This is a genomic window from Erythrobacter donghaensis (genome assembly GCF_002155425.1).
Classification (GTDB): domain Bacteria; phylum Pseudomonadota; class Alphaproteobacteria; order Sphingomonadales; family Sphingomonadaceae; genus Erythrobacter; species Erythrobacter donghaensis.
Window position 1 is genome coordinate 635,284 of record NZ_MUYG01000010.1, and the last position, 24,641, is coordinate 659,924.

Sequence of the window (24,641 nt, forward strand, 5' to 3'; positions counted from 1 at the left end):
AGGCTTCCCGCACGCAGTAGGAAGGGGTCAGCAACGTGTCGCACGTCTATTTTTCGCGAATCAGGCTCGGTTTCGGCCTGATCGGCAGCGCGGGCCTGTTCTGGCTCGGCATGTGGCTGCTCACGCTGGACGGGTTCAAGGCCATGTTTGCGGGCGGGATCGTTGCGGTCTGTTTTGCCTACATGCTGGTCTGGTTCGCGCGCTATCTGCTCGACAACAAGGTGCTGTCGGTCGGCGCTACGGGGATCGAGTTTCACGGCATAGTGTCCACCCGCCGCCTGCGCATGGACCAGATCGCCTCGATCATGGTCGAGACTCAGAAGGTCAACGGCGTCACCACCCGTTCGCTGGTGATCGAGCCGCATCAGGGCCACGGTGGCCGGATCAAGTTTGCCGAACGCTGGCTCGAGGGGCGCTTCGGCGGGTGCGAGGGCGTGGCCGACCTGATCGCCGATGGTGCGTCTCAGCCTCCGTCCGAGCCGTTCCCGCTGCCGCGCCGCGCGCCGACGCCGCCTTCGGGTGCCGCTCCGGCGGGCTGGCACGAGCGGGGCGCGCCCTCGGCAGCGCCCGAGCGCGCGCGGGCAGGCGGTTTCGGGCGGAAGGGGCTGTAAGACCTCTCCCGCGAAGAATATCAGGCTGATTGCTGGGCTGCCTCGCGCAGCAATTTTTCGATCCAGCCATCGACCCCGCGGTTGATGACCTGCCATGCGGTCTCGAAGGCGGCATCGTCGCCGTAATAGGGGTCGGCCACCGGCTGGCCCCGCTGACCTTCGACCACATCCATCAGCATCGCGAGGCGCGCGGTCGCATTGCGCGGGGCGCGGGTGCGCAGGGTTTCAAGGTTCGCTCGGTCCATCGCGATGATGTGGCTGTAGCGGTAGAAATCGTCCCGCTCCACCTGCCGCGCGGCTTGTCCGGCGATGTCGATCCCGTGGCGCTGGGCGACCGCAATTGCACGCGGATCGGGCGCGCTGCCGAGATGATAGGAGGCGGTTCCAGCCGAATCGAGCGTGCAGGCCAGCTCACGCGCCTGTGCAGCCGCGCGGAATGCGCCTTCGGCCATCGGTGACCGGCAAATATTGCCGAGACACACGAACAGCACGCCAAATTTGTGCTCAATCCCCCCATGCATGGGCGCGCGTTAACCCAGACAGGCAGGCATGTCTACAGGCTATCGCTTTGGTTTTACGCAAAACATGCGGGCAGGCGACACAGGATTGGTTAACCTGCGGTTGACGCCAATGTGGGGGGTGCCGGGACAGGGATCAGGCCGCAGCCAGCGGCAGCGGGGCCGTGCTCGCCAGCACCTCTTCGGTGATCCGGCGAATGTTGGCCTTGGCCTTCAACCGCGCGCCGAGCAGCGCCGTGCCCGATACCTTGCGCTGCACGAACAGCGTCTCGATCGGCGGGAAGGCCCAGGTGTCCTTGTCCTGCGCGATGGCATAGCCTTCCTCACGCAGCAGCGGGATGAAGGCGCGGTCGCCGAAGTCGAAGGGGGCATCTTCGCGCATTTCATTGATGACGATGTCGATCATGCGATTGACGCGCTCGGGGTGCTTTTCGACGACGATCGGCATCATGAACCCGGACTCGATGGTCGCCTTGAGCACCTCCTCCGCGTTGCCCCTCAGACCGGCTTCGAGCATGTTGCGATAGCCGTTGGAGACCGCCGGATCGACCGGGCGGCAGGCTCCGAAATCGAGCAGCACGATCTCGCCCGTCTCGCGCCGGTAGCGGAAATTGGCGAAGTTGGGATCGGTCTGCATGACGCCGAATTCGAACAATTCACGCGCCACCAGCCGGATCAGATTGGCGAACACGGTGTCGCGGCGTTCGGGCGGCTCGTTGCCCAGTTCCTCGATGCTGACACCCTCCTCGAAACTCATGGCGAGGATCGAGCCGCGGGTCAGGCCTTCGTGCAGGCGGGGAACGACGAAGCCGGGGGTGTCCGCCAGCTGCTCACGATACATCGCCATCTGCGCGCCTTCGCGCTGGTAATCGGCCTCTTCGTGAAGCTGCTGCTTGGCCGCCGCCATCAGCTTGTCCATCTCGAGCTCGGGCGGGGCGAAACCTGCGACCCTGAGCAGGGTCATGACATTGTCGACATCAGAATCGATGCTCTTGGCGACGCCCGGATATTGCACCTTGATCGCCAGTTCCTCGCCATCGCGGGTCAGCGCCTTGTGCACCTGGCCGATGCTGGCGGCGGCGATGGGGCGGGGGTTGAACCAGCGGAACTGCTTGCGCCAGTCGGGCCCCCATTCGGCGCGCAGCACGGTGTCGAGCTGCTTGGTCGGCATGAAATTGGCCTGATCGCGCAAGGTGGCAAGGATCTTCGACAATTCCTCGGGCAGGAAATCGCCTGCATCAAGGCTGATCATCTGCCCCATTTTCATCGCCGCACCGCGCAGGTGGCTGAGGCGATCGGTCATCCGCTGGACGTTGCCGGGGGTGAGAATCAGGTCGCGCGCTGAAATCCCTTCTCCGCTGGCGAGCCTGCGCGCGCCTTCGGCCACCATGCCGCTCGCCACGCCGCCCACCAGCCGTCCGAAGGTGCCGAACCGCGCGATCCGCCCTGATGGCACAGCGCGCTGGCGAGCGCGGTCTTCGGGCAGGTCGGCAAAATCGGGAGTCTGGTCGTTATCGGCCACGTAAGAGGGCTTTCCATTCGCTGAGAGGCTTGCATCGGTAACGTGCAGGGCAGGGGCCTGTTCCGCCAGAAATGGGGAACCGTTCAGCTGATGCAAAGCCCTCCATCGATGGGCAAGCACTGCCCGGTGATGTAATCCGAATGCGGCGAGGCGAAGAATACAGCCAGCCCCTCCAGCCCGGCATGGTCGCCGGGGCGGCGCAGCGGGATGCGCTTCGCCATCCACTCGCCGAAGCGCGGATCGGCCTTGGCGGTGATGTCGGTCTCGTAATAGCCGAAAAGCAGCGCGTTGGCGGTGATCTGGTGGCGCGCCAGCTCGAAGGCGGCGGCACGGGTGAGGCCGTTGAGCGCGGCCTTGGACGCGGCATAGTCCGACGAGCGGTTGACCCCCATGATCGACTGGCCCGAGGACGTCGCGATCAGCTTGCCACCCGCATCGCCTTGCCCGGCGCGCGCGATCATGTGGCGGGTCACATGCTTGTAGACCAGCGCCGCGCCGCGGGTGTTGATCGCCATGGTGTGATCCCAGCCCTCGGCAGTGATGTCGGGGATGGCCGTGCCCGCGCCCGAAATGCCCGCATTGGCGAAGCATACATCGACCCGGCCCAACGCGGTCAGCGTCTCTTCCATTGCTGCTGAGATGTCAGCTTCCTCAGCAATGTCGCAGGCCAGAGCGATCACCTCCCCCTTGCCGAGGCCGCGCAGTTCCTCGCGCGCGGCGGCGTTCTTGTCCGCATTGCGCGCCAAGATCGCGACATTGGCGCCCGCCTTGGCGAGCCCGCGCGCCATTGCGAGGCCGAGGCCCCCGTTTCCGCCCGTGATGACCGCCGTGCGGCCGGTGAGATCGAACAAGTCCATGGCCCACCGACTGGCGCAAAGCTGCTCGCTGCGCAAGATCGGCGGGAACCGGCGCGGGTGACAGGGTTTGTGCCGGCATGGACGGAAAAAATGTACTCTCGCCCGCCGCGCGCGCGCTCGGCTATGCCGGGCTGTTGCCGCAGATGATCTGCATCGGCCTGATCCTGATCGGCCATGAATGGCGCTACACCGCTCTGGCTGGTGGGTTCGCCTATGCGGCGGCGATCTTCAGCTTTCTGGGCGGCGTGTGGTGGGGGCAGGCGCTGCAGAGCGGCCGGGCGAGTGCGGGCGCCTATGGCATTGCCGTGTTGCCGAGCTTGCTCGCCGTGGCGCTGTTTCTGCCGTGGAGCTTCGGTTGGGAGTGGCCGGGCCCGGCGCTGCTCTACCTCGGCGCGCTGATTTTCGGCTCGCCGCTAATCGACCGCGCGCTGGGCTTTGCGACGGGCGATTTCCTGCGGCTGCGCTGGCACCTTTCGATCGGGCTGGGCAGCCTCACGATCGTGTTGGGGCTGATGGCCGACCGCGTGATCTGACACCACTGACGGCGTGCGTTGGCCTGTTACTGGGCGGGTATTTGCGATGAATTAACCACTAGACCTTAGGCCCAAGCTTGGCTTTGGCCTCGGGAACGCGCGCATAATGATCGCATCGCTTAACAATATTGCCACAAAGGCGCGTAGCGTGTTCGGCTTTGAGCGCGAGGAAGCGGCTGTTCTCAAGCCACAAATCGAACTGGGTTCTGGTGGCGGGCTGTTGCGGCGCAAGCGCATCAAGGTCGCGATACTGGCGCTGTTGTTCGGCGTCGTCTCAGCCGCGATTGAGCTGCCGCTGCCCGCCGAGGACATGTACCGCGCCGTCCGCGCACACCTGCGCTTGCGTCCGATGCCGCAGGACATTGCGGTGGTGAAGATCGACGACAAGACCTTGCGTGCCTTCGGTGGGCAGGACCCGGGGCGCGTCAGTGACAGCCGGGTGGTCGATATCTTGATTGCAAGCGGCGTGCGCAAAGTGATCTTTGACCGTGCCCATGCCGATCGCGAGAGCCCCGAGGCCGATGCCGTCTTCGCCGATATGTTGCGCCGTCAAAAGGGCAAGGTGTGGCTCGGCGTTTCGCCCGACTTCGAGATTGGCATCCAGCAGGTGACCGATCTGAAACCACTCGACCAATTTCAGCAGGAAGCCGCTCTTGCGGCGATGAACGGCCTTGGTTCACCATTTGCATTGTCCGTTTCCTTTCCGACCTATGTCAAGGTGGACAGCAAGACGCATCGTTCGATCTCTGCGACCCTTGCAGACTATACTGGCCCGGAAACCACCTTTCGTCCTGATTATGCTTTCAACATCGAGACTTTGCCGACCTTTCGCTACGTCGATGTTCTAAATGGCGATGTCCCGGACGAGGCCCTGCGCGGCAAGTCGGTGATAATCAGCTATACCTACGAAAAGTCGAACGACTTTTTCCGGCTGCCACTACAGAACGGTTACGTGCCCGGCAGCTATTTCCACGTAATGGGTGCCCATACCCTCAAGCGCGGTGTGCCAGTCGATCTCCTGTGGCTGCCGGCCATGGCGCTGGCCGTGCTGGCGATTGCGGCGCAGGCATTCACCGGCTCACGCTCGCGTCGCATTCTTGCGCTTGTCGCGCTTGGACTGATGGCAGCGCCCCTGGTGCTCGATGAATTCAACATCAACGTCGATATCATGCCCGCGTTGCTGGCTCTGCTTGCTGCGGGAATCGGCTTCCAGCGGATCAATCGCAAATATTTCAGCAGCGATGTCGATGCGATGACGACCACCGCGCTCAGCTCCGACAAGCCCGACGAAGAACGCGATGTTTATGCGCTGAAGATCGCCAATCTGTCGGAAATTTCCGAGGACTGGTCTGCGCGCGAAGTCGGAGAATTCGTCAACACCCTGATTTCCTACGTCAAGGGGCCAAGCGAAGTCGGCGACGTGGCGTTCGAGCGTGATATTCTGGTCTGGCTTGCGCCGCGGATGGATACCACCGAACTCGATCGCCATGCCGATGGGCTGGCGCTGATGCTCAAGACCGCGATTTCTTATGAATGGCAGTCCTCCACCAGCACGCCATCGCTGGGGATCGACACCAATCACGATCTGCCCGTGGCGCTGCGTATCAAGAAGGCAATGCAGGCGGCCGACGAAGCAGCGGGGCGCGGCCTGCGCTTCATCATCAACGATGCCGCCCATCTCGAAGCCCGCAACAACCGGCTTGAGCTGATTCGCGTGCTCGAACAGGGCCTGCGCGAGCGCAGCATCTCGGTCGCCTATCAGCCCAAGATCGACCTCGCCTCGGGCCGGATCGTCGGTGCGGAGACGCTGATCCGCTGGCAGCCCGATGGCCGCGAATATGTCAATCCGCTCGACCTCGTGCTGGCCGCAGAGGCGGGGGACCGCATCAACGAGCTGACGCTGGTGGTGATGGAAGCCGCACTGATCGAGGGCAAGCAGGCGATCGCGCTCGACCCGCGTTTCAAGCTGGCGGTCAACATGTCGGCCAAGAGCCTGTCCGACACGCATTTGCTGTTCGATATCATGACGCTGCTTGGTCGATTCGATTTCCCGCCAGAGAACCTGACGCTCGAACTGACCGAGACCGCCAAGCTCGACGATGACCGGATCGCGCCCCAGATTGCCGCGCTCAAGGCGCGCGGGATCTGCCTTTCGATCGATGATTTCGGCACCGGGGAGTCGAACCTCGAATATATCGAGAAGCTGCCGAGTTCGGAGCTCAAGATCGACCGTCGCTTCGTCCAGCACATGGCGACCTCGGACGAAAGCCGCGCCGTGGTGCGGGCGACGATCGAGATCGCCCATTCGCTCGGCAAAGTGGTGGTGGCCGAAGGCGTTGAAGACCACGCTACAGCGGCCGCGTTGCGGGCGATGGGCTGCGATCAGGCGCAGGGCTATCTGTTCTCACGGGCTATCGTGATGCCCGAACTTTTGGCGATGATGGGTGGTGGAAGAAACGCGATTTACGGTTGATTAAGGTTAATAACATGTTAAGACACTCCTACAGCAATGGTCGCTGATAGGAGATTTGATATGTGGGGATGGGTTGGCATCGTCTTTGGTCGTCCCTAATACGGCCTGACCACGACGGTTAAGGAAAGCCCCGGGAAACCGGGGCTTTTTTGGTTTTGGGATTGCGGCTGCTTGGGTTCATTCCATTGCTCGCAGCGGGCAGAGCCCGCACATGCGGCAAGGCAGTCAGGTCTTCTGCCTGAGCCTGTTTACCATCAACACATCGGTGAGACCGGCGGCCATGGCCGCAAAGCGGCCGCGCGTCGCGCGGCGAAATTGGTCGGGGAGAGAGGATTCGAACCTCCGGCCCCTGCCTCCCGAAGACAGTGCTCTACCAGGCTGAGCTACTCCCCGACCGTGTCGGCTCCACAGGGTCAAAAGCCCCTGTGGATCGAGGCAAGGCGCGCCCTATAGGGGGCGACGCGCGGGGTGGCAAGCGGGCAATTGCGGCTTATAGTCGCGCCCATGGCCAGCAGCGCGATTCCCCTTTCCGGCTCCCCTTCCACCGGCACGAACCTGCATCCCGAGCAGCAATATCTCGATCTGATGCGCGCCATCTGGGAGAGCGGGAGCGAGCGGATCGACCGCACCGGGATCGGCACGCGCTCGATCTGCGGGGCGATGCTCCGATTCGATCTGGCGGGCGGGGCGATGCCGCTGCTCACAACCAAGCGGGTCTACTGGAAAACCGCGACGCGCGAGCTGCTGTGGTTCCTGACCGGCTCCACCAACATCCGCCCGCTGGTGCTGCAAGGCGTGAAGATCTGGAACGAGTGGCCTCACGCGCGCTACGTCAAGGAAACCGGCGACGCGATCAGCCTTGAGGATTTCGTCGCGCGAATCGCCGAGGACGAGGTCTTCGCCGCCAATTGGGGTGACCTCGGCCCGGTCTATGGCAAGCAATGGGTCGATTGGCCGACCTATCGCTACCGCGCCGACGGGCTCTACGAAAAGGGCGAGGGGATCAATCAGGTCGCGGCGGTGATCGAATCGCTGCGCACTAGCCCCGGCAGCCGCCGCCATATCATCGAAGGCTGGAACGTTGCCGAGCTTGACCGCATGGCGCTGCCGCCGTGCCACAAGACCTACCAGTTCCATGTCGCAGGCGAGGGTGCGGACGCCCGGCTCAATTGCCTGCTCTACCAGCGCAGCTGCGATGTCGCGCTGGGCCTGCCTTTCAACCTGTGGTCGGCGGCGCTGCTCACCCGGATGATCGCGCAGCAGGTGGGGATGGAGCCGGGCGAACTGGTGTGGATGGGGGGCGATGTTCACCTCTATCTCAATCACGAACACCTGATCGCCGAGCAGCTCACCCGCCAGCCACAGGGCCAGCCCCGGCTGGAGATCACCCGCAATCCCGAAACAATATTCGACTACCGGATCGAGGATTTCGTGGTGTATGATTACGCCCCGCTGCCCCCGATCAGTGCCCCTGTTGCGGTTTAAGCGCAGGGGCGGTGCCCGCCTTGACCGCTTGCACGGCTTGAAATAAAAATACGTATGCAAGCAATGAATGCACCCGTCTGGCGCGGGTGACAGGCGAGGGGAGAGCAAGCCGCATGGCCGATCGAGCGAAACCGGCAAACAGCAACCGCCCGGCGCTCGCGCTGCATGTGCCCGAACCCAAATATCGTCCGGGCGACACAGCCGACTTCTCGCACATTGACATCGGCACCCCCGGCGATCAGCCGCGCCCGGACGAGGGCGTGCATCCCTCGCAGATCGCAGACCTGGCCTATGGCCTGGTGCGGGTGCTGGGCGACGACAATCAGGCGCACGGCCCGTGGAACCCCCGCCTCGATCCCGACACGCTGCGCCAGATGCTCGGCCACATGGCGATGGTGCGTGCCTTCGACGAACGGATGTTTCGCGGCCAGCGCCAAGGCAAGACCAGCTTCTACATGAAATGCACCGGCGAGGAGGCGACCTCGATCGCCCCCGCGATGGCGCTCGCCAGCGATGACATGGTGTTTCCCAGCTACCGCCAGCAGGGCATCCTGATCGCGCGCGGCTATCCGCTGATCGAGATGATCAACCAGATCTACTCGAACAAGGCCGACAAGCTGAAGGGCCGTCAGCTGCCGATCATGTATTCGAGCCGGGAGCACTCGTTCTTCTCGATCTCCGGCAACCTCGCGACGCAATGCCCGCAAGCGGTGGGCTGGGCGATGGCGAGCGCCGCAAAGGGCGACAGCCGGATCGCGGCCACCTGGGTGGGCGAGGGCTCGACCGCCGAGGGCGATTTCCACTCGGCCTGCACCTTTGCTGCCGTCTACAATGCGCCGGTGATCCTCAACGTGGTCAACAACCAGTGGGCGATCAGCAGTTTCTCCGGGTTCGCCGGGGCCGAGCGCACCACCTTTGCCGCGCGCGGGCTGGGCTATGGCATCGCCGCGCTGCGAGTTGACGGGAACGACGCGCTGGCTTGCTATGCCGCCGCCGAATGGGCCGCCAACCGCGCGCGCGGCAACCACGGGCCGACGCTGATCGAATATTTCACCTACCGCGCGGAGGGCCATTCTACCTCCGACGATCCGAGCGGTTACCGCTCGGCGCAGGAGCGCGAGGAATGGCCGCTGGGCGATCCGGTCAATCGCCTCAAGAAGCATCTCATCGCGATCGGCGAGTGGGACGAAGAACGCCACGCGGCAATGGATCTCGAATGCGCCGAACTGGTCAAGGCCACCACCAAGGAGGCCGAGAAGAACGGCATCCTTGGCCACGGCCTCCACCACCCGTTCCACACCATGTTCGAGGATGTCTACGAGGAGCTGCCCTGGCACCTCGAGGAGCAGGCCGAACAGGCCATCCGCGAACGCATCACCAAGTTCGGCACCGAAAGGCCTTTCGGATGAGCGACGAAAGCGAAACCATGGCCGCTGCCGTCACCGAACGCCGTCTCAACATGATCGAGGCTATCAACGAAGCGCTCGACATCATGCTCGAGCGTGACCCCGATGTGATCATCATGGGCGAGGATGTCGGCTATTTCGGCGGGGTGTTCCGCGCCACTGCGGGCCTTCAGGCGAAGCACGGCAAGACCCGCGTGTTCGACACGCCGATTTCCGAGTGCGGGATTATCGGTGTCGCGGTGGGGATGGGGGCCTATGGCCTGCGCCCGGTGCCGGAAATCCAGTTCGCCGATTACATCTATCCGGGGCTTGATCAGCTCATCAGCGAGGCCGCGCGCCTGCGTTATCGTTCTGCGGGGGACTATATCGCGCCGATGACCGTGCGCTCGCCCTTCGGCGGGGGCATTTTCGGTGGCCAGACCCACAGCCAGAGCCCCGAGGCGCTGTTCACCCACGTCTCGGGCCTCAAGACGGTGATCCCGGCAACTCCGCACGACGCCAAGGGCCTTTTGATTTCGGCGATCGAGGACAATGATCCGGTGATCTTCTTCGAGCCCAAGCGGATCTATAACGGGCCCTTCTCCGGCTATTACGACAAGCCGGTGGAGCCGTGGAAGAAGCACCCCGATAGCGTGGTGCCCGAAGGCTACTACAAGGTCCCGCTCGGCAAGGCGCGGATCGTCCAGGAAGGCGAGGCGCTGACCGTGCTCGCCTACGGCACGATGGTTCACGTGGCCGAGGCGGTGTGCAAGGCCAAGGGTGTGGACGCCGAAATCCTCGACCTGCGCACGCTGGTGCCGCTTGACATCAAGGCGATCGAAGCCTCGGTCGAAAAGACCGGCCGCTGCCTGATCGTCCACGAAGCGACCCGCACCAGCGGCTTCGGCGCCGAGCTTTCCGCACTCGTCACCGAACGCTGCTTCTACCACCTCGAGGCCCCCGTCGAACGGGTGACCGGCTTCGACACGCCCTATCCCCACAGCCTCGAATGGGCCTATTTCCCCGGCCCCGTCCGCATCGGCGAGGCTATCGACAAGCTTCTCAAGGACTGACCCCATGGCCAAGTTCATTTTCAAGATGCCCGACGTAGGCGAGGGCGTGGCCGAGGCGGAAGTCGTCGAATGGCACGTGACAATCGGTGACCGCGTCGAGGAAGACCAGCACCTCGTCGACGTGATGACCGACAAGGCCACAATCGACATCGAAAGCCCGGTGGCAGGCACGGTGGTCGAGGTGGCGGGCGAGGTGGGCGATGTGATCGCGATCGGTTCGATGCTGCTGGTGATCGAGGTCGAGGGCGAGGTTTCCCAGCAGGAAGCGGACGCCGCCGCCGAGCAGATCGAGGACGACATGTCCGATGCGCCGGTCTCCGCGGAAGCGGCTGAGCGAATCGAGGTGGAAAACCCCGATGCTTCCGACGCCGATGATGCCATCGCTGCCGCACCGGCACCGGCACCGGCACCGGCACCCGCTCCGGCTCCAGCTCCGGCTCCGGCTCCGGCTCCTGCACCTGCGGACAACACCGGAGCCAAGGTCCTCGCTTCCCCCGCCGTGCGCCAGCGCGCGAAGGATCTCGGCATCGACCTTGCCGAAGTGAAGCCCGCCGAAGATGGCCGCGTGCGCCATGGCGATCTCGATGCCTTCCTCGCCTACAACGCAGGCTCCGGCTTCGGCGTGGCGGGCAAGGCGCGCGCCGACGAGACGATCAAGGTCATCGGCCTCAGGAAGCGCATCGCCCAGAACATGGCCGCCGCCAAGCGTCATATCCCGCACTTCACCTATGTCGAGGAGTGCGACGTCACCGACATGGAAGAGCTGCGCGCGCAGCTCAATGCCGCGCGGGGCGACAAACCGAAGCTCACCATGCTGCCGCTGCTGATCACCGCGATCTGCAAGGTCATTCCGCAATTCCCGATGATCAACGCGCGCTATGATGACGATGCGAATGTCGTCACCCGTTACGGCAGCGTCCATCTCGGCATGGCGGCGCAGACCGATGGCGGGCTGATGGTGCCGGTGATTCGCGATGCGCAGGCAAGGAACCTGTGGCAGCTCGCCCGCGAGATCGGCCGTCTGGCCGAGGCCGCGCGCAGCGGCAAGGCGAGTTCGGAGGAGCTTTCGGGCTCTACGCTCACCGTCACGTCGCTCGGCCCGCTCGGCGGCGTCGCGACCACCCCGGTCATCAACCGCCCCGAAGTGGCGATCATCGGCCCCAACCGGATTGTCGAGCGCCCGATGTTCGTGCCCGACGGCATGGGCGGAGAACGCATCGCCAAGCGCAAGCTGATGAACATCTCGATCTCCTGCGATCACCGTGTGGTCGACGGGCATGACGCGGCGAGCTTCATCCAGGGCGTCAAGAAGCTGATCGAGACGCCGGCGCTTCTGCTGGTGGACTGATTGCGGTAATGTCGGCGCCGGGAGGTGCCGACATGACCAAAGATCCGCGCATCGACGAATACATCGCCAAGGCCGCGCCCTTCGCGCAGCCGATCCTCACCCATGTCCGCGCTTTGGTGCACAAGGCGCTACCGGACGCGCAAGAGACCATCAAATGGGGCATGCCGCATTTTATGGTGGACGGGCGCAATGTCATCGGGCTTGCCGCATTCAAGGCGCACGCCGCCGTGGTGATCCATCAAGGGGAGCGCACCGGCGAGGGGATGGGCGCGCTCGGGAAGCTCGCCAGCCTTGCCGACCTGCCGCCCGATGAGGAATTGATCGCGCGCTTTCAGGCCCTCCCGGCAGCGCTCGCGCAGCCCAAGCCCAAGCGCGCGCCCAAGCCCGAACTGCCCGTGCCGCCCGCCCTTGCCGCCGCGCTCGATGCCAGGCCCGCGGCCCGCAGCGCCTTCGATGCCTTTTCCCCTTCGCACCGCCGCGAATATGTCGAATGGATCACTCAGGCCAAGCGCGAGGAAACGCGCGACAAGCGCATCGCGCAGGCGGTCGAATGGCTCGCCGAAGGACGCAAGCGCAACTGGAAGTACGAGAATTGCTGAGGGCGCAGTTGGCCTCTCAATATTTGCCGATATGGCCGTTGACAGCCCGCTGGCACGGCCCTAATGGCGCTGCTCCACGAGCGGCACGGCATTGCTGTCACGCTCGAAAGGACAAGATGCGCGGGTGTAGCTCAGTTGGTTAGAGCGTCGGCCTGTCACGCCGAAGGTCGCGGGTTCGAGCCCCGTCACTCGCGCCACTTGTTCCTGATGGATGGCCCCTAGGGCATGAACAAGGCGGGCTTCGGTCCGCCTTTTCTTTTTTCGGGCAGGATTACTCCGGCGGGGTCCAGCGGCCGGTTTCCATCCAGATCAGGAAGCGCTTGAGCGGCAGCAGCCAGATCAGGCCCAGCACCACGTAAACCACGGTCTGCGCGGCCCCCGACCAGGTTCCGATGATCCCAGGCGCATAGCGCGCGATCACCACGCCATAGACGATCAGCAGCACGAACAGGCTGATGATGCCGAAGGGGATTCGCCAGGTGGGGGTTTCGCGCATCAAATGGGCTCCTGAATCACGAACTTGCGAACCCGAAGGACCCGCACTTGCTGCATTTCGCCATTTACATGGCGTTCGAGCGCACAGGCGTAGAATTGGCCGTAGATGACATCTCTGAATGGTCGCCACCCTCCCTTGATCGGATCCATGACGGCTGGCGCAGTCTCGTCATCGTCTCGCAGGTTCAGGAGGTGGTTCGTGCCGATCGCCCAGATGCGCCGCACACCCGATCCGTTGGCTAGACCGAAGCGCCCGCGCACCCAGCCGCACTCGCCGATTGCTTTGGGAAACCAGCCCGGATTCATGGCTTGTGTGCTCACCGGAGTGGCAATCTGGGCCATTGTCAGAGCGGCCAGCACCCGAATGAATTTCTTGCGCATCACAGGGTTCCGTAGATCCGGGTGGGGGTGACGACCGCGTCGAGCGGCACATCATGGGGTTCGACGGGAAGCGCTTCGACGGCCTGCGCGTCCCATGCCAGCCCAACGGCGAGGGCGGGGCGATGTTCCGCCAGCCAGCGATCATAATGCCCGCCGCCTTGCCCAAGCCGGTCGAGCGCGGGGGTGAAGCCGATCAGAGGCACGAACAAGACGTCGGGGATCAGCGGCTCAGCCTCGCTACCCGGTTGCAGCATGCCGAAGGGGCCAACCTCGAGATCGCTGTCGGCGTGAGGATCGCTGTAGCGGGCGAAGGCCATCGGCGCGGCGCGGTCGGTGAAGCGGGGGAGGGCGAGGGTGTGTCCGGCCTCGTGAAAGAAGCGCGCATAGCCTCCCGCTGGGGCCTCCAAAGGCCCCGCGTGGTAAAGCCCGATCACCGCCTCATCCCCGATCCGGGCGAGCAGCGGGGCAGGGGGGCGATGGAACAGGAGGCCGCGGATCGAATCCGGCAGCGCTGCGACATGGGCCTTGCGCGCGGCGCGCAGGGTGCGGCGGAGTTCGGATTTCGAGCTTTCGGTCATCGAAAAAAGCGGTAGCCCTCGGGCCGAAGGGCCGCAAGGGCGACCGCCCGCCCGCAGCGGGCGCAGCTTTGCTGCGCGTCTAGCGAGGACCGCAGCCCGGATGGGCTGCGGAATTCAATAAAGTGACGGAACCACCATGGGTCGTTTGCGCTAGAAATCCTCTGACGCGTGGTACGTCAGGTGGGCGTCGTATACCCGAGCCTTCCGGGCGAACCGGCAGACAAGGACAGGGACAACTCCCATTTGGATTACTTATAGCCTCAGGGATATTCAATCGGCTCGTGCCGGGCAGTCCCGCCACTGCTGTATCTAGGCGCTTGCGGCGGCACCTTCAAGCGCGGCGGCACTGGCTTCGATCCGGGCGGCAAGCGCTTCGAGCTGATCGGCGATGGCTTCGCTTGCGCCCTCGTCAGCAGAAGAGCTGACGAACAGATCGGATGGCGGCGCAGCGGGGGCAGGGCCAGCGCTGGCGGCACGGGCCTCTGCCAGTTCCGCTTCGAGCGCTTCCACACGACCGCGCAGGGCTTCGGCCTCATCATTGCCGGGTGCCGAAGCCGACCCGGTCGCCTTGCGCGCCTCGGCCAGTTCGTCGGCCAGAAACAGCGCGGTGAACAGCAGGTTCTGCGCTTCCAGCGGCGCGCGGGCTGACCCGAGCTGGCCATATTTCTCGGCGATCATCGCACCGAGCGAAGTGATATGCGCTTCCTGCCCGTCAGCGCAGGCGACGGTGTAGGTCTTGGGTCCGATGCTGAGCGTGACGGTGCTCATGGGGGCTAGTCTTCCAGCTTGGCGAGGAGATCATCGAGTTCGCGAAGGCTGTCGGCGACCTGCTCGCGCAGCTTTTCGTGGACATTGACCAGCTCGATCACCCGCGCCGATGCGCCAGCGGCCTTGCTCTCAGCCTCGGCCTCGCGCGCGGCTTCGATCCGCGCGGCGGCGGCTTCGATGCGGGCAAGGGCAGCGGTGATCCTCTCGGCGCTCATGCGCGGTACCGATACCAACAGAATTCTGCCCACGCAAAGCCTTGGAGCGGCCTGTTGATAAGTGGGCGAACGCGCGCGCTGTGCGCCATCTTGCACGCAAGGTTGACCTCCCCCTTGGCCTCGGCAATGGCACGCGCACCATAACCGGGGCCGAATCGCGCGCGCTCGCACGGCGGCTCCCGCAGGAGAATTGCGTGCCCATGAGCCTTGACGCCGCCCGCCTCCAGCCGATGGCCAACGCCATCCGCGCCCTGTCGATGGACGCGGTCGAAGCGGCCAATTCGGGCCATCCGGGGATGCCGATGGGCATGGCCGATGCCGCCACGGTGCTGTTCACCAAGCATCTCAAGTTCGATCCTGCCGCGCCCGAATGGGCCGACCGCGATCGCTTCGTGCTCTCCGCAGGACACGGGTCAATGCTGATCTACAGCCTGCTCTATCTCACCGGCTATGCCGCGCCGACGATCGACGACATCCGCAATTTCCGGAAACTGGGGAGTCCTTGCGCGGGGCACCCGGAGAATTTCCTGCTGCCGGGCGTCGAATGCACCACCGGCCCGCTGGGGCAGGGCCTCGCGATGGCGGTCGGTATGGCGATGGCCGAGCGGCACCTGAATGCCGTCTATGGCGACGATCTGGTCGATCACCGCACTTGGGTTGTCGCGGGCGACGGGTGTCTGATGGAGGGTATCAACCACGAAGCGATCGGGCTCGCCGGGCACCTCAAGCTCGGCCGCCTCAATGTGCTGTGGGACGACAACCGCATCACCATCGATGGGGCGACCGATTTGTCGACCTCCGAGGACATCAAGGCGCGCTACATCGCGACCGGGTGGCACGTGACCGAATGCGACGGCCATGACTTCGCCGACATCGACCGCGCGCTGGCCGAGGCCAAGGCCGACCCGCGCCCCTCGCTGATCGCCTGCCGCACGCTGATCGGGAAGGGCGCGCCCAACAAGCAGGGCACCAGCGGTGTCCATGGTGCGGCGCTCGGGGCGGCGGAAGTGGTTGCGGCGCGTGAGACGCTGGGCTGGGCGCACGAGCCTTTCGTCGTTCCCTCCGAGATCCTGGCCGACTGGCACAGCGCCGCCGAACCGGGCCGCGCCGCGCATGGCGCATGGGCGGGCAGGCTCGAGGCTTCGGCGCACAAGGACGATTTCCTCGCTCAGATGGCACCGATCGCGCCCCGCGTCCCCACCGCAATCGAAGGCTACATCCGCGGCCTTGCCGCCGCCCCTCAAAAGGTCGCAACCCGCAAGGCGTCGGAAATGGCGCTCGGCCCGCTGACGGCGGCGATCCCGCAGTTGGTGGGCGGGTCGGCCGACCTCACCGGATCGAACAACACCAAGACCCCCTCGACCCTGCCGATGACGGCCGAGGATTACGCAGGTCGCTACGTCTATTACGGCATTCGCGAATTCGGCATGGCCGCGGCGATGAACGGCATGGCGCTGCACGGCGGGATCGTGCCTTATGGCGGCACCTTCCTGATCTTCTCCGACTATTGCCGCAACGCGATCCGCCTTTCGGCGCTGCAGCAGACCGGTGTGGTCTATGTCATGACCCACGATTCGATCGGTTTGGGTGAGGACGGGCCGACCCACCAGCCGGTCGAACAGGTGATGAGTCTGCGCCTGATCCCCAATCTCAACGTCTATCGCCCCTGCGACACGATCGAAACGGCGGAGTGCTGGGCGCTGGCACTGTCGACGCCGGAAACGCCCTCGGTGCTGGCCCTCACCCGGCAGAACCTGCCGCAGCTGCGCGGCGAAGGCGATGCAGACTGGACAATGGCGAGCAACGCTTGCGCCAAGGGCGGCTACCGCCTGCGCGCCGGAGGGGCAGGCCGCAAGGTCGTGCTGGTCGCCACCGGATCGGAGGTCGCATTGGCAGTGGAATGCGCCGAGGTGCTTGAAGCGCAGGGGATCGGTGCCGATGTGGTCTCCATGCCCTGCACCGAACTGTTCGATGCGCAGCCCGAAGCCTACAAGGCCGACCTGCTGCCGCATGACGCGCTGATCGTCTCGATCGAGGCGGGCTCGACCCTCGGATGGGAACGCTACACCGGTCGCTCGGGGCTCAATATCGGGCTCGACAGCTTTGGTGCCTCCGCCCCGGCAGAAGACCTGTTTGCCCATTTCGGTTTCACCGCGGAGAAAATCGTTCCGCAAATCCTGAGCAAGCTCAAGAACTAAACAGGAGTTCCTCTCATGGCTACCAAAGTTGCCATCAACGGCTTCGGCCGCATCGGCCGCCTCGTCGCCCGCGCCATTCTCGAGCGCACTGACCATGACCTCGATCTGGTTGCGATCAACGATCTCGCCGATGCAAAGTCGAACGCGCTGCTGTTCGCTTACGATTCAGTCCACGGCCGCTTCAACGGCGACGTGACCGCCGATGGCGATGCGATCATCGTCAATGGCAAGCGGATTGCGGTCACCAAGGAGCGCGATCCGGGCAAGCTGCCGCATGCCGCAATGGGCATCGACATCGTTCTGGAATGCACCGGCTTCTTCCAGTCGGACGAGGCTTCGCGCCCGCACCTCGAAGCAGGTGCCAAGCGCGTGGTGATCTCCGCCCCCGCGACGGGCGTCAGCAAGACGATCGTGTTCGGCGTGAACCACGACAGCCTCTCCGCCGCGGACGTGATCATCTCCAACGCGAGCTGTACCACCAACTGCCTCGCGCCGGTGGCCAAGGTGCTGAACGATGTGATCGGGATCGAGCGCGGCTTCATGACCACGATCCACTCCTACACCAACGACCAACGGATGCTGGACCAGATCCACCCGGATCTGCGCCGTGCGCGTGCAGGGGCCCAGAACATGATCCCGACCACCACCGGCGCCGCGCGCGCTGTCGGGCTGGTGCTGCCTGAACTCAAGGGCAAGCTGGATGGCTCGTCGGTGCGCGTGCCGACCCCTAATGTGTCGATGGTCGACCTCGTCTTCGTGCCGAGCCGCGAGACGACCAAGGAAGAGATCAACGAAGCGCTCAAGGCTGCTGCCGAGGGCCCGATGAAGGGCGTGCTCGACTACACCGATCAGCCGCTGGTTTCGAGCGATTTCAACCACTACCCGGCGTCTTCTACGGTCGATTCGCTGGAAACCAGCGTGATGGAAGGCAAGCTCGCCCGCGTGGTGAGCTGGTACGACAACGAGTGGGGCTTCTCCAACCGCATGATCGACACCGCAGGCGTGGTGGCGAAGTTCCTTTGACAAACCCGCCCAGCACCCGTTCGTGCTGAGCTTGTCGAAACACCGCATTTTCTTTGAGCACTGCGCCGCGAAGGAAGGACGGCCCTTCGACAGGCTCAGGGCGAACGGAGAATTGTTGTGAGCAAGTTCAAGACCCTTGATGACCTCCCCGCCGATCTCACCGGCGAAGTCGCGCTGGTGCGGGTCGATCTCAACCTGCCGATGAAGGATGGCTCGGCCACCGATGTGACGCGGGTCGAGGCGGTCAAGCCGACCATCCTCGAACTGGCGGGCAAGGGTGCCAAGGTCCTGCTGCTGGCGCATTTCGGGCGACCGGGCGGTCAGCGCTCTTCGATGCTCTCGACCAGCATGGTGATCGGCGATGTCGAGCAGGTGCTGGGCAAGGAGGTGATGTTCATCCCCGAAATCGCCGGTCCTGTGGTCGATCAGGCGGTCAGCAGCATCCTGCGCGCGGGCGACATCGGCTTGCTCGACAACACCCGTTTCTGGCCGGGTGAGGAAGCGAACGACCCCAATCTGGCGCAGGCGATCGCCGCGCACGGGACGCTCTACGTCAATGACGCTTTCAGCGCCGCGCACCGCGCCCATGCCACGACCGAGGGGCTGGCCCATTTCCTCCCCGCCTATGCCGGGCGTTCGATGGAAGCCGAGTTGAAAGCGCTCGATGCGGCGCTCGGCACGCCCGAGCAGCCGGTCGCGGCGGTGGTGGGCGGGGCCAAGGTCTCGACCAAGCTTGCCGTGCTCGAGAATCTGGTGGGCAAGGTGCAGCACCTTATCATCGGCGGGGGCATGGCAAATACCTTCCTCGCTGCGCGCGGCGTAAATGTCGGCAAGAGCCTGTGCGAACACGATCTTGCCCCCACGGTCGCGAAGATCATGGACGAGGCGGAGCACGCCGGTTGCACGATCCACCTGCCTTATGACGTTGTCGTAGCGACAGAATTCGCCGCCAATCCGGCCTCCTTGCGCACTTGCAACGTCCACGAGGTCGCCGCCGACGAGATGATCCTTGATCTCGGCCCGCAGGCAACTGAGGCGCTCGCCGACGTGCTCAAAACCTGCCGCACGCTGGTGTGGAACGGCCCGCTCGGCGCTTTCGAGACCGAGCCGTTCGACACCGCCACTGTCGCACTCGCGCGCACCGCAGCGGCGCTGACGCTCGAAGGCTCGCTCACCAGCGTGGCCGGCGGCGGGGATACGGTCGCTGCGCTGGCGATGGCCGGGGTGACGGAGGATTTCACTTATATTTCAACCGCTGGCGGCGCTTTCCTCGAATGGATGGAAGGCCGCGTCCTGCCCGGCGTCGCGGCGCTCGAAGGCTGACCATGGCCGCGACCGAAGCCGAGATCGAGGCGCTTGCGCTCTCCGCCATGCGCGCCTGGGTGGCGAGCGACGCCAAGGCGATGAAGAAGGCGACGCATCGCGATTTCATGATGCTCATCGGCAGCACTCCGCCGCAACTGCTTGATCGCCCGAGCTTTCTGTCGGCCATGGAACGCAGCTTTGCCTGCACCCGCTTTACTTTCCGCGAAGTGATCGTGCGCGGCCACGGCAAGAGCGCGTGGTTCGTCGCCGGGGCGGAGCTCGAGCTCGCCTTCGGCAGCAAGGTCTGGTCGGGCGGCTTCCTCATCACCGACCTGTGGCGCAAGGGCGCGATCGGCGGGTGGAAGCTGACCGAACGCAGCCTCGCGCGGCTCGATGGCGACGACAGCATCGCGGTGGCGGTCAGCCGCCTGCAATTGTGGAAGTGACCCGATGAGCGAAGCGGTCGAAACCAGCTACGGTGCCCTGTCCGTCATGGACACGGGCGAATTCGCCGGGTGGCGTTATTGGCAGGGCGACCCCTACGAGACCCGCTCCGGCCCATTCTACTACCGCCGCGAGGATGACGGCAGCTACACCAGCGCATTCCGCGCCGAGGCCCGGCACATGAACGGCGGCGGCTTCATGCACGGCGGCTGCATGATGACCTTCGCCGACTTCGCGCTCTTCGCCATCGCCACCGACGCGCTGGCAGGCGACCATGCGGTGACTTTGAACCTTGCGGGCGATTTCCTCGGCTCGATCAACGAAGGCGCGCTGGTCGAGGCGCGGGGTGAGGTGACGCGGGGCGGGGGCAAGACGATCTTCGTGCGCGGCCTCGTCACCGGCGACGGCAAGCCTGCGCTGAGCTTCACCGGCATCATCCGCCGCCTGTCGCGGCGCTGATCCTTCGCGGTTGCAGCATGTGCAAGCCCTCGCTAAGGCGCGCTGCCAAGGGTTCTGCATAGGTATGCACAGACCTTGAGGGCCGCACCACACACCGCTTTGGCGCCAATGGAGACCGCTTGCCATGAACACCCGTGAAATGACCGACCGCATCGCCACCGGACAGGGGTTCATCGCCGCACTTGATCAATCGGGCGGCTCCACCCCCAAGGCGCTGCGCGGTTACGGGGTCGAGGACAGCGAATGGTCGGGTGACGAGCAGATGTTCGCCCAGATCCACGCGATGCGCGCCCGCGTGATCACCAGCCCTTGCTTTGCCAGCGGCAAGGTGATCGGCGCGATCCTGTTCGAGCGCACGATGGACGGCGAAGTCGACGGCAAGTCGACCAGCGATGCGCTGAAGGCGCGCGGGATCGTGCCCTTCATCAAGGTCGACGAGGGCCTCGCCGACGAGGCGGACGGCGTCCAGTTGATGAAGCCGATGGCGAAGCTTCCCGCGCTGCTCGAAAAGTCGGTGGCGGCAGGGATGTTCGGCACCAAGATGCGCTCGGTCATCAAGGCGGCAAACCCCGCCGGCATCGCCGCTGTGGTAGCTCAGCAGTTCGAAGTGGCTGCGCAGATCAGCGCCGCGGGTCTGATGCCGATCATCGAACCCGAATATGACATCACCGCCGAAGACCGGGCGGAGGGCGAGGCAATTCTGCTGGCGGAAATTCTCAAGCACCTAAATGCGCTGCCCGAAGGCCAGCAGGTCATGCTCAAGCTCTCGATCCCAGCCACAGCTGGCCTCTACACCCCGCTGGTGAACCACCCGAAAGTGCTGCGCGTGGTCGCGCTGTCGGGCGGCTTCTCGACCGACGAGGCCTGCGCGCGCCTCTCCCAGAACCCCGGCATGATCGCCAGCTTCAGCCGCGGGCTGCTGCAGGATCTGCGCAAGACCCAGTCCGACGCCGAGTTCGACGCGGTGCTCGGCAAGGCAATCGACAAGATCGCCGGCGCGAGCGTCTGACGGCTCAGCGCGCCGCGTAGGCGAAGCGGTAGTCGGCGGGGAGGGTCTGCTTGCCTTCGCCGGCTTCCGGTGCGGGCTCGCCCGAGACCAGCGCAAGCGCTGTGTCGTGCGTGGAGTAGGGCTCGCCCAGCGTCAGGTCGGCGGTCTCGCGCCAGCCGCCGCCGTCGATCCGGGTCTTCACCACCAACCGGCCCGCCCAGATGCAGCGGGCATTGATCGGGCAGCGGCTGTCTTCGAGCACCTCCATCGGCGTCGCGACCATCTCGCCCACCGTGACCGGCTCACCCAGCGCCACGAAGCTCCCCTCGGGCGCGGGCGGGCTTTCGGGCCGCGGGGAATCGGGCACCGTCGCGCAAGCGCCAAGGGCGGCGGCAAGGGCGAGCGCGGCGAGCAGGCGGGCGCGGATATTCATGCCCCGGCATAAGCGATCCCGCGCCTGAGTGGCGGCTGAACAGGTGACAGGCGGGCGACAAGCGATTAGCGAAGCGCGCCATGACCCAGACACAGCTTTACCTTATCTCGCCGCTCGACGTCGGCGGCGATTTTCCCGCCCGGCTCGAACGCGCGCTGGCGGCGGGGGCGCGGCGGCATGGCGATCTTGTCACCGCCTTCCAGTTCCGGGTGAAGGGTATCGACCAGCACGAGGCTGCGCGCCTTGCCGCGCCGCTACAAGCCATCTGCGCCGCGCATGACGTGGCCTTCATCGTCAATGATTCGGTGGCGCTCGCCAAGCGATTGAAGGCCGACGGGGTGCATCTCGGGCAGGACGATGGTTCTCCGAGGGAGGCGCGTGAGGAATTGGGCCGCGAGGCGCAAATCGGCGTCACCTGCCACGCCAGCCGCCACATGGCGATGGAAGCGGGCGAGGCGGGGGCGGATTATGTCGCCTTCGGGGCGTTTTTCCCCTCCAGCACAAAGGAGAAGGGCGATGCCGAGCGGCCCGCGCCCGAACTGCTGACGTGGTGGAGCCAGATCTTCGAAATCCCCTGCGTCGCGATCGGCGGGATCACGCCGGACAACTGCCAGCCGCTGATCGAGGCGGGGGCGGACTTCCTTGCGGTCAGCCACGGGGTGTGGGGCGGGGACGAGGTCGCCGCGATTGAGGCGTTTGCGAAAGCCATGCGGGGTTAGCTTCGATCCGCAAAGCCAAATGTCCGCTTTGATGCGACCTGCGATCAAGTTCGGAGGGCCGGAACTGGGTGGAAAAACGACATTGCGTCAGAGCGATGGTTCCGTCCCGTCTCCAAGGTGTAAGCGACCGTGGCGAACTGAAAACCACCGTGGTAAGGCATCGCGGCGGTCCACTAAGTCCCACTTCGGCTGACCGTCCGTTGTCGAGAATGATAGGAAGCGGACACCTCGGTCCGTCGATAGTTCTACCTCAGGCAATCTACCGAACAGCTTCAAGCTTGCGACCCGCGCGTCGCGAAGTAGAGCAAAGGTTGGCTCCCATAACTCCTCCTCGCTCCAGCTGCCGCTCAGGATGGAAGAGTCGTCTTCAACCCGCCAACACCATTCGACGCCAAGCGAGATTTGACCTTCAGGATGCCCCGGAGAGCCGTCCCGATTAGACCTCGGAGTGAGGTCTCCAAACTCTATGAAGACCGCTGACCCGTAGCCCTGCCATATGTAGCTAATCCGCTGCCCTATGAGGCTGGCTGCCACTGCTTCGAAGGCGGTTGATGCTTCCATGCGCTACTAACTGCCTGAGCGGCCTCATGTCCGCAACGGGGTCGTTTCCTGACTGTCAGCTTTTCGTCCCAATGCCGCGATAGCAGCCTGTTGGCTTTCGGGACTTGCCGAGGCGCTCGCGAACGGCTGATTGTGAATGGATTGTGTTGAAAAACCCGGCGCTGAGATCGGCGCTGGCGCGAGCCTGAGCGGCGCTCTGAGGCTTCGCCCCCGCTTATGCGGGGGCTGTGGTGGCTGGCATGGGGATCAGCTTGGCCATTTTCCGGAGGTTTTGGGCGGTGGCTGCGAGGAGGAACTCGTCTCTTGCGCCGTTTGGACCTCGCAGGCGCAGGCGATCCATCCTGAGGATGCGCTTGAGGTGCGCGAACAGCATCTCGACCTTCTTGCGCTGGCGGCGCGAGACCAGATAGGCGTCGGTCGTGGCGATATCGCGGGCCAGATCACGGGCGCCCTCGTGGACTGAACGCAGGATCTTGCGCGCTGGTTGGGTCGGGCAACAGCGCGGCTTGAGAGCGCAGGCACTGCAGTCGAGCTTGCTGGCGCGGTAACGCAACATGCCGTTCTCATCGACGAACGGACGTTCCTCGCGATAGACCTTCTGCCTCTGGCGCAGCCGCTTGCCAGCAGGGCAGATATAGCTGTCATCCTCATGGTCGAAGGTGAAGGCCGAACGCTCGAAGGTATCATCGCGGCGGGCAGACTTGTCGAACACAGGGATGTGCGGCTCGATGCCGCGCTCCTCGACCAGCCAGGACAGGTTCCTTGCATCGCCATATCCGGTGTCGCCCACGAGCCGCTCGGGCCAGAGGCCGAAGCGCTCCTGCGTCCGGTCGATCATGCGGCGCTGGGCGGTCACCTCGGCCTGACGGATGGCGGTGGTCGCCTCGACATCGACGATCACTGCGTTCTGGAGATCAATGAGGTAGTTGGTGGCATAGGCGAAGAAGGCACGCTCGCGGCTTGCCGCTGTCCAGCGTGCGGCCGGATCGGCCACCGCCAACTGCTTGGGCGGCACCGGGGTTGCGCCCCCGAAGGCCGCATCGTCGAGCACAGCCAGATACTCGCGAACGGCATGGCTGGTGGCCGGGTCCGGCAAGCCATCGGCCTGATCGACGGCATGCTGGCGGTTCACATCGGCGCGCACGAGGCTGCCATCGACCGCGAACCCTTCACCGCCGACCAGTCCTTCGGCGATGCAGCGCGCCACGGTCGTCTCGAACAGCTGGCGCAGCAGATCACTGTCGCGGAAGCGACCGTGACGGTTCTTCGAGAAGGTCGAGTGGTCGGGCACATCGCCTTCCAGCCCCAGGCGGCAGAACCAGCGATAGGCGAGGTTGACATGCACCTCCTCGCACAGCCGCCGCTCGGACCGGATGCCCATGCAGTAGCCGATGATCAGCATCCGGATCATCAACTCGGGATCAACTGACGGTCGTCCGGTCGAGCTGTAGAAGGGACGCAGATGTTCGCGAATGCCCGACAGGTCGACGAACCGATCGATCGAGCGCAGCAAATGATCCTGCGGAACATGCCGCTCCAGGTTGAAGCTGTAGAACAGGGCCTCCTGCGCCACCGTCCGCTCACCCATCATCCGACCGTCTCCGCTTGTCTGCCAAGACATAGAATCAATACTTTAGCCCGATTGCAAGGAGGAGTTTTTCAACACAATC

At 64.7% G+C, this 24,641-nt stretch carries 25 protein-coding genes, 2 tRNA genes and 1 other RNA gene; 16 read left to right on the plus strand and 12 right to left on the minus strand.

Annotated elements, in window-relative coordinates; translation table 11 throughout:
* Positions 1-35 precede the first annotated feature (35 nt).
* Positions 36-611, plus strand: a complete 576-nt coding sequence (locus BZF59_RS11540) for a hypothetical protein (RefSeq protein ID WP_086608367.1) — start codon at positions 36-38, stop codon at positions 609-611.
* Positions 612-631: 20 nt separating this feature from the next.
* Here BZF59_RS11540 and BZF59_RS11545 read toward each other — a convergent pair whose 3' ends face one another.
* From BZF59_RS11545 to BZF59_RS11555, 3 genes are all read right to left on the minus strand, one after another.
* Positions 632-1,132: a low molecular weight protein-tyrosine-phosphatase gene (locus BZF59_RS11545; protein ID WP_086608368.1), complete on the minus strand. Its 501-nt coding sequence runs from the start codon at positions 1,130-1,132 to the stop codon at positions 632-634.
* 133 nt (positions 1,133-1,265) lie between these two features.
* On the minus strand, positions 1,266-2,651 hold the full coding sequence (locus BZF59_RS11550; RefSeq protein ID WP_211277390.1) for an ABC1 kinase family protein: 1,386 nt from the start codon (positions 2,649-2,651) through the stop codon (positions 1,266-1,268).
* A gap of 83 nt (positions 2,652-2,734) precedes the next feature.
* Positions 2,735-3,508 carry an SDR family NAD(P)-dependent oxidoreductase gene (locus BZF59_RS11555; protein ID WP_086608369.1) on the minus strand — a complete coding sequence of 258 codons (774 nt, stop codon included), beginning with the start codon at positions 3,506-3,508 and terminating at the stop codon, positions 2,735-2,737.
* A 77-nt stretch (positions 3,509-3,585) separates the two neighbouring features.
* Between BZF59_RS11555 and BZF59_RS11560 the strand changes: the two genes are divergently transcribed.
* Positions 3,586-4,041, plus strand: coding sequence for a DUF3429 domain-containing protein (locus BZF59_RS11560; protein WP_086608370.1), 456 nt, complete (start codon positions 3,586-3,588; stop codon positions 4,039-4,041).
* 106 nt (positions 4,042-4,147) lie between these two features.
* On the plus strand, positions 4,148-6,514 hold the full coding sequence (locus tag BZF59_RS11565) for an EAL domain-containing protein (RefSeq protein WP_086608371.1): 2,367 nt from the start codon (positions 4,148-4,150) through the stop codon (positions 6,512-6,514).
* 316 nt (positions 6,515-6,830) lie between these two features.
* On the opposite strand, the gene BZF59_RS11570 is transcribed toward BZF59_RS11565, so the two are convergent.
* Positions 6,831-6,907 (minus strand) — tRNA-Pro (locus BZF59_RS11570).
* 111 nt (positions 6,908-7,018) lie between these two features.
* On the opposite strand from BZF59_RS11570, the gene thyA reads away from it, so the two are divergent.
* The 6 genes from thyA (at position 7,019) to BZF59_RS11600 (ending at position 12,601) form a co-directional block, all read left to right on the plus strand.
* A complete protein-coding gene (gene thyA, locus BZF59_RS11575; protein WP_086608372.1) occupies positions 7,019-7,999 on the plus strand; it encodes a thymidylate synthase in 981 nt (326 codons plus the stop codon).
* Between the two features lie 113 nt (positions 8,000-8,112).
* Positions 8,113-9,408 (plus strand): thiamine pyrophosphate-dependent enzyme, encoded by a 1,296-nt coding sequence (locus BZF59_RS11580; protein WP_086608373.1) that lies wholly within the window; start codon positions 8,113-8,115, stop codon positions 9,406-9,408.
* Complete coding sequence (locus BZF59_RS11585; RefSeq protein WP_086608374.1) at positions 9,405-10,457, plus strand: alpha-ketoacid dehydrogenase subunit beta; 1,053 nt, start codon at positions 9,405-9,407, stop codon at positions 10,455-10,457. The genes BZF59_RS11580 and BZF59_RS11585 overlap by 4 nt, the downstream gene beginning before the upstream one ends.
* A 4-nt stretch (positions 10,458-10,461) precedes the next feature.
* Entirely contained in the window at positions 10,462-11,805 is a 1,344-nt protein-coding gene (locus tag BZF59_RS11590; protein ID WP_086608375.1) for a dihydrolipoamide acetyltransferase family protein, read from the plus strand.
* Between the two features lie 32 nt (positions 11,806-11,837).
* Complete coding sequence (locus BZF59_RS11595; RefSeq protein WP_086608451.1) at positions 11,838-12,404, plus strand: YdeI/OmpD-associated family protein; 567 nt, start codon at positions 11,838-11,840, stop codon at positions 12,402-12,404.
* Positions 12,405-12,524: 120 nt separating this feature from the next.
* Positions 12,525-12,601, plus strand: a tRNA-Asp gene (locus tag BZF59_RS11600).
* Positions 12,602-12,675: 74 nt separating this feature from the next.
* Here the strand turns inward: BZF59_RS11600 and BZF59_RS11605 are convergent.
* The 6 genes from BZF59_RS11605 to BZF59_RS11630 all read right to left on the minus strand — a co-directional run bounded on the left by BZF59_RS11605 (position 12,676) and on the right by BZF59_RS11630 (position 14,841).
* Positions 12,676-12,900: a DUF2842 domain-containing protein gene (locus BZF59_RS11605; RefSeq protein WP_086608376.1), complete on the minus strand. Its 225-nt coding sequence runs from the start codon at positions 12,898-12,900 to the stop codon at positions 12,676-12,678.
* Entirely contained in the window at positions 12,900-13,280 is a 381-nt protein-coding gene (locus BZF59_RS11610; RefSeq protein ID WP_086608377.1) for a hypothetical protein, read from the minus strand. Before BZF59_RS11610 ends, BZF59_RS11605 begins: the two co-directional genes overlap by 1 nt.
* Positions 13,280-13,858: a 5-formyltetrahydrofolate cyclo-ligase gene (locus BZF59_RS11615; protein ID WP_086608378.1), complete on the minus strand. Its 579-nt coding sequence runs from the start codon at positions 13,856-13,858 to the stop codon at positions 13,280-13,282. The genes BZF59_RS11610 and BZF59_RS11615 overlap by 1 nt, the downstream gene beginning before the upstream one ends.
* A gap of 124 nt (positions 13,859-13,982) precedes the next feature.
* A non-coding RNA gene (gene ssrS, locus BZF59_RS11620) (6S RNA) lies at positions 13,983-14,156 on the minus strand.
* Between the two features lie 11 nt (positions 14,157-14,167).
* Positions 14,168-14,626, minus strand: a complete 459-nt coding sequence (locus BZF59_RS11625; RefSeq protein ID WP_086608379.1) for a cell division protein ZapA — start codon at positions 14,624-14,626, stop codon at positions 14,168-14,170.
* 5 nt (positions 14,627-14,631) lie between these two features.
* Positions 14,632-14,841 carry a hypothetical protein gene (locus BZF59_RS11630; protein WP_086608380.1) on the minus strand — a complete coding sequence of 70 codons (210 nt, stop codon included), beginning with the start codon at positions 14,839-14,841 and terminating at the stop codon, positions 14,632-14,634.
* A 200-nt stretch (positions 14,842-15,041) separates the two neighbouring features.
* Here BZF59_RS11630 and tkt point away from each other — a divergent pair, with 200 nt between their 5' ends.
* The 6 genes from tkt to BZF59_RS11660 all read left to right on the plus strand — a co-directional run bounded on the left by tkt (position 15,042) and on the right by BZF59_RS11660 (position 21,279).
* Positions 15,042-17,039 (plus strand): transketolase, encoded by a 1,998-nt coding sequence (gene tkt / locus BZF59_RS11635; protein ID WP_086608452.1) that lies wholly within the window; start codon positions 15,042-15,044, stop codon positions 17,037-17,039.
* Positions 17,040-17,054: 15 nt separating this feature from the next.
* On the plus strand, positions 17,055-18,062 hold the full coding sequence (gene gap, locus BZF59_RS11640) for a type I glyceraldehyde-3-phosphate dehydrogenase (protein ID WP_086608381.1): 1,008 nt from the start codon (positions 17,055-17,057) through the stop codon (positions 18,060-18,062).
* Positions 18,063-18,179: 117 nt separating this feature from the next.
* Positions 18,180-19,385, plus strand: a complete 1,206-nt coding sequence (locus BZF59_RS11645; protein ID WP_086608382.1) for a phosphoglycerate kinase — start codon at positions 18,180-18,182, stop codon at positions 19,383-19,385.
* Between the two features lie 2 nt (positions 19,386-19,387).
* On the plus strand, positions 19,388-19,813 hold the full coding sequence (locus tag BZF59_RS11650) for a DUF4440 domain-containing protein (protein WP_086608383.1): 426 nt from the start codon (positions 19,388-19,390) through the stop codon (positions 19,811-19,813).
* Between the two features lie 4 nt (positions 19,814-19,817).
* Entirely contained in the window at positions 19,818-20,270 is a 453-nt protein-coding gene (locus BZF59_RS11655; protein ID WP_086608384.1) for a PaaI family thioesterase, read from the plus strand.
* Positions 20,271-20,394: 124 nt separating this feature from the next.
* Positions 20,395-21,279 carry a fructose bisphosphate aldolase gene (locus BZF59_RS11660; RefSeq protein WP_086608385.1) on the plus strand — a complete coding sequence of 295 codons (885 nt, stop codon included), beginning with the start codon at positions 20,395-20,397 and terminating at the stop codon, positions 21,277-21,279.
* Between the two features lie 4 nt (positions 21,280-21,283).
* On the opposite strand, the gene BZF59_RS11665 is transcribed toward BZF59_RS11660, so the two are convergent.
* A complete protein-coding gene (locus BZF59_RS11665) occupies positions 21,284-21,691 on the minus strand; it encodes a hypothetical protein (protein ID WP_086608386.1) in 408 nt (135 codons plus the stop codon).
* Between the two features lie 80 nt (positions 21,692-21,771).
* Between BZF59_RS11665 and thiE the strand changes: the two genes are divergently transcribed.
* Positions 21,772-22,410 carry a thiamine phosphate synthase gene (gene thiE / locus BZF59_RS11670; RefSeq protein ID WP_086608387.1) on the plus strand — a complete coding sequence of 213 codons (639 nt, stop codon included), beginning with the start codon at positions 21,772-21,774 and terminating at the stop codon, positions 22,408-22,410.
* Between the two features lie 775 nt (positions 22,411-23,185).
* Here thiE and BZF59_RS11675 read toward each other — a convergent pair.
* On the minus strand, positions 23,186-24,562 hold the full coding sequence (locus BZF59_RS11675; RefSeq protein WP_086606213.1) for an IS1182 family transposase: 1,377 nt from the start codon (positions 24,560-24,562) through the stop codon (positions 23,186-23,188).
* Positions 24,563-24,641: the final 79 nt, after the last annotated feature.